Origin of the sequence: Enterobacter cloacae complex sp. P6RS, from assembly GCF_014982245.1 — a bacterium.
In the GTDB taxonomy this organism is placed as follows: Bacteria; Pseudomonadota; Gammaproteobacteria; order Enterobacterales; family Enterobacteriaceae; genus Enterobacter; species Enterobacter bugandensis.
The window spans coordinates 229,341-235,548 of record NZ_JADCLB010000017.1 but is presented as its reverse complement, the minus strand read 5'-3'; the positions used below and the strand labels follow the sequence as shown (position 1 = coordinate 235,548).

General features: G+C 51.6%; 9 protein-coding genes. 3 read left to right on the top strand and 6 right to left on the bottom strand.

Annotated features, from left to right (window positions below; genetic code table 11):
* Window positions 1–808 (top strand): hypothetical protein (locus INF73_RS11275; RefSeq protein ID WP_193541145.1); only part of this gene is annotated, 808 nt, incomplete at its 5' end.
* Between the two features lie 98 nt (window positions 809–906).
* Window positions 907–1,167, top strand: coding sequence for a hypothetical protein (locus tag INF73_RS11270; RefSeq protein WP_192986361.1), 261 nt, complete (start codon window positions 907–909; stop codon window positions 1,165–1,167).
* Between the two features lie 20 nt (window positions 1,168–1,187).
* On the opposite strand, the gene INF73_RS11265 is transcribed toward INF73_RS11270, so the two are convergent.
* Window positions 1,188–1,373 (bottom strand): hypothetical protein, encoded by a 186-nt coding sequence (locus INF73_RS11265; RefSeq protein WP_045630703.1) that lies wholly within the window; start codon window positions 1,371–1,373, stop codon window positions 1,188–1,190.
* A gap of 69 nt (window positions 1,374–1,442) precedes the next feature.
* On the bottom strand, window positions 1,443–1,814 hold the full coding sequence (locus INF73_RS11260; protein WP_041911158.1) for a hypothetical protein: 372 nt from the start codon (window positions 1,812–1,814) through the stop codon (window positions 1,443–1,445).
* Window positions 1,815–2,084: 270 nt separating this feature from the next.
* Between INF73_RS11260 and INF73_RS11255 the strand changes: the two genes are divergently transcribed.
* Window positions 2,085–2,996 carry a hypothetical protein gene (locus INF73_RS11255; RefSeq protein WP_193541147.1) on the top strand — a complete coding sequence of 304 codons (912 nt, stop codon included), beginning with the start codon at window positions 2,085–2,087 and terminating at the stop codon, window positions 2,994–2,996.
* A gap of 111 nt (window positions 2,997–3,107) precedes the next feature.
* Here INF73_RS11255 and INF73_RS11250 read toward each other — a convergent pair whose 3' ends face one another.
* The 4 genes from INF73_RS11250 to INF73_RS11235 are packed head-to-tail and all read right to left on the bottom strand — an operon-like array spanning window position 3,108 to window position 6,201.
* Window positions 3,108–3,596 carry a type II secretion system protein gene (locus INF73_RS11250; RefSeq protein WP_193541149.1) on the bottom strand — a complete coding sequence of 163 codons (489 nt, stop codon included), beginning with the start codon at window positions 3,594–3,596 and terminating at the stop codon, window positions 3,108–3,110.
* Complete coding sequence (locus tag INF73_RS11245; protein WP_080339181.1) at window positions 3,583–3,945, bottom strand: type II secretion system protein; 363 nt, start codon at window positions 3,943–3,945, stop codon at window positions 3,583–3,585. The genes INF73_RS11250 and INF73_RS11245 overlap by 14 nt, the downstream gene beginning before the upstream one ends.
* On the bottom strand, window positions 3,932–4,408 hold the full coding sequence (locus INF73_RS11240) for a type II secretion system protein (protein ID WP_028012053.1): 477 nt from the start codon (window positions 4,406–4,408) through the stop codon (window positions 3,932–3,934). Before INF73_RS11240 ends, INF73_RS11245 begins: the two co-directional genes overlap by 14 nt.
* Entirely contained in the window at window positions 4,408–6,201 is a 1,794-nt protein-coding gene (locus INF73_RS11235; protein ID WP_370567532.1) for a secretin N-terminal domain-containing protein, read from the bottom strand. Before INF73_RS11235 ends, INF73_RS11240 begins: the two co-directional genes overlap by 1 nt.
* Window positions 6,202–6,208: the final 7 nt, after the last annotated feature.

The window sequence follows — 6,208 nt, the reverse complement described above, 5'->3', positions numbered from 1 at the left end:
GAGGGCGGAATACACCTTCACGGCAAACGGGGCCGGTACGGACATCTCCAGCTTCCAGTGGCAGTGGCAGGATGGTGCAGCATGGAAGAATGCCGCAGGCGGCACGGCAAGCACGTTTACGCTGCCGGACAGCTATGCGGGTTACAACGTGCGGGTAATGGTAACGCCGAAGGGCAGCAGCCAGCCGTCGCTGACCGGTGCGGTAAAGAACAGCCCGGCGGTAGCGGTGTATGGTATGCCGTCTGTGACGGGGCTAAGGATCTCCGGCACGCCGGAGGTGGGGCAGACCCTGAGGGCGGAATATACCTTCACGGCAAACGGGGCCGGTACGGACGTCTCCAGCTTCCAGTGGCAGTGGAAGGATGGCCAGACGTGGAGGAATGTCGCAGGCGGAACGGCAAAAACGTTCACGCTGCCGGACAGCTATGCGGGCTATGACGTGCGGGTGGCCGTGACGCCTAAAGGTTCAGGGCAGCCGTTATCTGGCACTCAGGCCTTTAGTGGAGCTGTTACCATAAGATCTAAGCCTGCGCCTTTCGTTACAAACCTGGGTTACAGCGGCAGTACCGGAGCCTGTAACAGAATAACGGCAACCTACACCTACAACGCTAATGGCGGTGCATCTGAAGGCAACACGATATTTCAGTGGAAGTGGGGAAGCACCGTCGTTTCCAACATAAAAAGCGTTACTTTAGGCTATTGGGGGGAAGTCACGCTTTATGTGACGCCAGTTAATAAGGACGGTATCAGAGGAAAGACGGAATCAAAAACGTTTAAAAATACGGGCTTAAGTAGCTGTGATTGGTAAACACGTTAATTCATTCTGAGGTGTTTTTGTAAACAAGGGGGCATAAGCCCCCTGAACTCTACCTGTCGAATATTTTACAAAGTGCAGGGCTAAAATTCATGAATAATGTCTATCCTGAAAAGCAAGCATCAATACTCATTGGCGATGCCGCCACGCAATTATCCTTGCAGGGGATTAATATTGATCATGTTTCGCTTAGTTATTATCTGGGTAAAAAACTTGAGTATGCCCGGAGTATTAATGATTGCTTGTACGCTGAAGTCATATGTATTGCGCTATCAATGTTGAAGGAAAACACTAAGTCATCCGGGCAGTGCTGCTGTAAATATAAGGAATGGATTGAGGTATCACTTGATTAAGGGATGGGCTTATTACGTTTTCAGATCTGCCTTTTACTGTCTCGGGCGATTTTCACTTCTTCAGCAAAATCCAGTGCTTCTTTGTAATCAAAGCTACGCGTTTTGGCATTATGCCTGCCCGGTAACGGTGCCGGTATTTTCACCCCGAACAGCTCACCCGTCGTCATGAGCGCATACACTAATTCAGCCTCGGTGACATCGGCCATTTTCGCCAAAACATTCGTCCTGATACAAAAACTTAACTTCACGTCTAGTCCTCCGTTTGCAAAAGATTTTCAGTCATGTTGCCTTCTGTAAAAATCGATAACGCTGTCGAGATTGGGTCGCATAAAGTTCATGGCATCAATGGTTTCGCACCAGCCCGACAGGGATTCATTTGCTTTTACATACCATGCATGCTGCTCGCTTCGGGTGTGATGACCCGTGATCAAAACAAGCATGTCGGGTTTAATTCTTCTGATGAACTCCAGATACTTCACCAGATGCGTCTTCGTGCCAAACGTGTCAGCATCGATAATGCACAGTATTTTATCTCTGGCGATAAAATAAAATCGCGCTATTTCTTCAAGCCCTTTTTCGAATAAAAAAGAGTTTGTTCGCACGCAAACCCGAATTTTTTCATGAGTCTGTTTAATTGATGGTTCCATCTTATGTTTCGCTCATCAGGGTATAATATATGAGATGGCTATTAAGCCTACTATTTCAGCCTGAATAGTAGCAAGGCATTATATTCATTCCTCAGAATAAAATAAGACGGCGCTGGTCTTCTGATTAATAAGAATCTTCTCTGTATCTATGAGTTAAAAATAAATAAACGATGATTTTATCTGGTGATATGTTTTACGGCCTGACGCATTAAGATATGGTCACTGTTGCGTAAACTTGTTGTTTTTATTTTTCTCAAAGAGGACATTTTCATGACAAAGACCGTCGTAGCATTAGCCATGCTTAGCGCTTTTTCAACGGCATCAGTATTTGCCAGTGATTATGCGCGTATGATTAATATTGAAAACCCTGACCATCTGAAAATCAGGGTTCAGAATGCTATTTATGAAGAGGGTTACGATAGCGATTTTATTCCTCATGTCTGGTTTGGTAACGAAGATAACGGCGTGATGAATATCATTGTCGATAATGGTGCGGTGCTGAACGAATCTATTGAAAACGGCCTTAACTGCAACTATGCCATGATTGTCAGTAAAGACAACGGCGTCAACTTACAGGCAAACGGGAAAAACTGTCGTTATAAGAAAAAGAGTTACCGTTCCATTAACTCTCCGGTGATCACCATTATTAATGATTCATCTTTAACGCTTCGGCCCTATTTTTCCGTTAACGGGAATGACTTTTTTGCTGCCGCCAGCACGATCATCCCCAACGGGATCCGCATGTTCACCGGGGACAGTGGCGACTGGAAAAAACAGGGCGTTCGTCACGGGGATAACCTGAAAGTGAAGTTTAGCTACACGCAGGCAGAGTCGGGTTCGCAAAAAGAGGTCGTCTGCCCGTCTCTTGACACCTTAACGGAAAACCGACTTTATCGCCTTCAAGGCGGTGAGCAAAATGCGCTCTGCGTCCTTGAGAGTAATGAGATTCACATTAAAAACGATCGTATTGTTGCCGGATGGAACAAACCTCTGACTAAAGCAGAGCTGCTGCAACGAATCGAAGCCACCGCCGCAGACGATGACGTCATCATAGATATGCCAGATGACAAATACATGGCGCTCTTTACCCAGCCGGATGAATATAAAATCCCGCTGAAAGCAGGGGACGCAAAGGCGACCATTACCTTAGTGGTTAGCAAAGTGACTATTCCCGTCTATTAGCGAAGCGGGCAGGCAACATCTTACAGAGCCTGTTGCCTGCCCTATTCGTACCGTTACGCCGGGCAGACCAGACTGCGTGACAGGGACATCAGGTCTCGCCACATCATTGCATTAGCGACCACAAGCCGCAGGCAGCGGGGCCTGCGGATCGCTCTCTACCTGAAATTTCCAGTCGTAATACGTTTTCGCTTTGGCAAATTGTTTTGGATCGTGACGAAAGCCGACTTTTTTCCGTGGCGTACCTTTTCCGAGACTGCGCACGCCAATCCAGCGCCCCTGAGGATCGAGGATCATCCCCCAGTTTTTACTCCCGGTTAGCGGGTCGGCGTAATGCTGGCGCAGGTGATAAAGCGGTTTTCGCCCGCGTTTATCAATAAGCAGCTGTTCGAAACGCACGGGAAAACAGCCATCACCGTTGCCGCGGTAGGCCTGTATCGCCGTGCGGATTTGATCCCCGCGAAATAAAAGCTCAGCCTCCTGCTGCGCCTGATAACGCATCTGCACCTCATCGCGGCTTTTCAGCAGCGACAACGCCAGCGTGGAGAGCGCAATCAGCAGCAGCAGATAGGTAAAACCTCCCTGTCGTTTAATCGAACGCATCGCGATGATCCTGCCCGGGTTTGGGTGGCGTCTCGACGTCAATAATTTGCCCTTCGTCATCGGTCTTCGCCTCCCAGATATCGCGGCGGTTGGTGATGGGATCCAGCGGCATCTGGCGCAGATAACCGGCCTCGATCAGATCCTCCAGGCTGTATGGCCCCGCCAGGCGATCGCGGCGGTAGTGATCGATCGCGCTGCGCAGCGCATGCAGGTTATGCTCGCGCACCACCTCTTTGGCTCTGTCCGCGTGCTGGAAAAAACGTGGAGCGACCAGGGTCATCAATGTCGCGATGATCGCCATCACCACCAGCAGCTCGATGAGCGTAAAACCTTTTTCACCATTGCGCATAGGGCACTCCATTCAGACCGCTGGCCGTACTGGTACTACTGACATCAAACACGTCTTTCCCTCCGCCGCTGAAATCGCCGGGTGGCTGCGTGGATGCGCGTAACCGCCAGGTCTCTTCATCATTTTTTCCCTCGCAATCGCACATCGGATCGCGCGGTATATGGCGCAGGAAGTAGATCATCGCGCCAGTGGGCGATGTCTTATCCCGGACGCCTTCCACCAGGCTTTTTAGTGTCGGCGGATATCCCGATTCGCTGGTTTTTTTCTCAATGATGCCGTCCACGCTTGCCTGGTGATAACGGTCAATGGCATCGCGTAGCGTGCGCAGCGACTCACGTAGCTGCGTCTCCTGCTGCCGCTGATGGTAGTTACGCATCAGCGGCGCAGCGGCAGCGGCAAGCGTGGCGAGTAGTGCCAGCGTGACGATCATCTCAATCAAGGTAAAACCGCGCTGGCGCTGCATTACGATGCTCCGTTTTCCGTCTCTGACTCATCGAGGATCGGTGGCGGCAGCGTGGCCGCCCGGTCAGGGAAATGGGCCGGCGGCGCTAGCGCCGGTGCGGTAAACCCGCTCCCCGGCTCGTCGTGCTGCAGGTCGCGCAGTTGAATGCTGTCGCCCGTTAAATCGTCGCTGCCCATCTCAATGGTACTGACGTGGCTTCCCGGTAAATCGAGGTTGCGCTCAATGGTCGGCGTAATTAACAGCACCACCTCCGTGCGCTCTTTGTTGTCGGAATTGCTGCTAAACAGGCGGCCCAGCCCCGGGATGTCGCTTAATAACGGCGTTCCTTTTTGGGTCGTGGTTTCATCCTGCTTGATCAGCCCTGCCAGCATCTGGGTCTCGCCGTTCATACTGCTGAGCGTGGTATTGGCTTCGCGTTTCGTGGTGCGGTAATACTTTGCTCCGTTCTCACCGGGTTCTTCGGCGCCCAGGGCACTGAGCGTGAACTTCACCTCCATTGAGATATTGTCATCCATACTGACTTCCGGAGTGACTTCCAGCTTCAGGCCGACGTCCTGATAATCCACTTTCTGTTGCGAAATCCCGTCATTGACGGTTGTGGTCAGTACCGGGATCGTTTGACCAATATCAACCAGCGCTTTTTTATTGTTTTTCACCCGGATCCGCGGGTTGGCCAGCACTCTGGCGTTGCTCAACACCTTTTTCATGTCAATGGTCATATTGTCGATATCGACCATGATATTTTTGGCGCTCAGGTCGCCCAGCGGGATCCCGCTTCCCTTTAAATCACCTCCTTTACTTTTCGCAAAACCCGCACTGATGGTTTGCGGCAGCTTCACGCCAAGCGCTTCGAGATCGTTGGTATTTACTTCCAGCACCTCAACGGCCAGCGTGACCTCCGCTTCAGGCCGGTCGAGCGTCACTAACAGGCGCTCCGCTTTTTCCACGTTCTCTTTTGGCCCGCGCAGGGTGACGGAATTGGTTCGCTCATCAACGTGCACATCCTTCAGCTTGACCATATTGCGCAGGGCGACGTTGACCTCTTTTGCTTTCGCATAACCCAGGAAGATGGTTTTGACGACCACGTCGCGATAGATCTTCTCTTTTTGCGCGGTAGCGGGGTAGATCAGCAACGTATTGCTGTTCAGCACCTTCTTCCGCAGATTATTCGACAACAGCAGCACGTTGATAGCATCTTCCGCAGTGGTGCGTTTGGCTATCAGGCTGCCGGTAGTGCTGGAGGAAATATCTTTGTCAAAAATGATATTGACCCCGGTCATCTGGCTGATAGTGTTAAAGATGGCCATCAGGCTGTGCTCGCGAAAATTAAGCGCTATCGTTTTTTGCAGTTCCCGGTTCAGACGCTGCTCCGGCTGGTTGATCCGCGACACCTCACGCATCAGGTGATCGCGCAGCGCGCGCGCCTGGGGCCAGTTGGGATCTTCTTCCAGTACCTGCTGGATTTTGTGCAGCGCGCGTGCCGGGTCGCGGGTGCTGTTAGCCACCGCCTCCTTATACAATGCATCCAGCGCTCTACGGGCATCGAGTTTGCGTAAGCCCTGCAGGGCGCGCAGGTTGCCGGGCTCATAGGTAAGCGCATCGCGCCACATTTGCGTCGCCAGGGTGTAGTTGTTCTGACGCACCGCGAGATCGGCATTTTTCAGGTAATCATTGACCAGCTTTTTGCTGATGTCAGCCTGCTCGGCGCGAAGCGCAATATCCTGTGGGCTGGCGATGCGCTGTTGATCTATCTCCTTAAGCCGCTTAACCAGCACCTGCGGCGAGGCGGTCACTGATTCC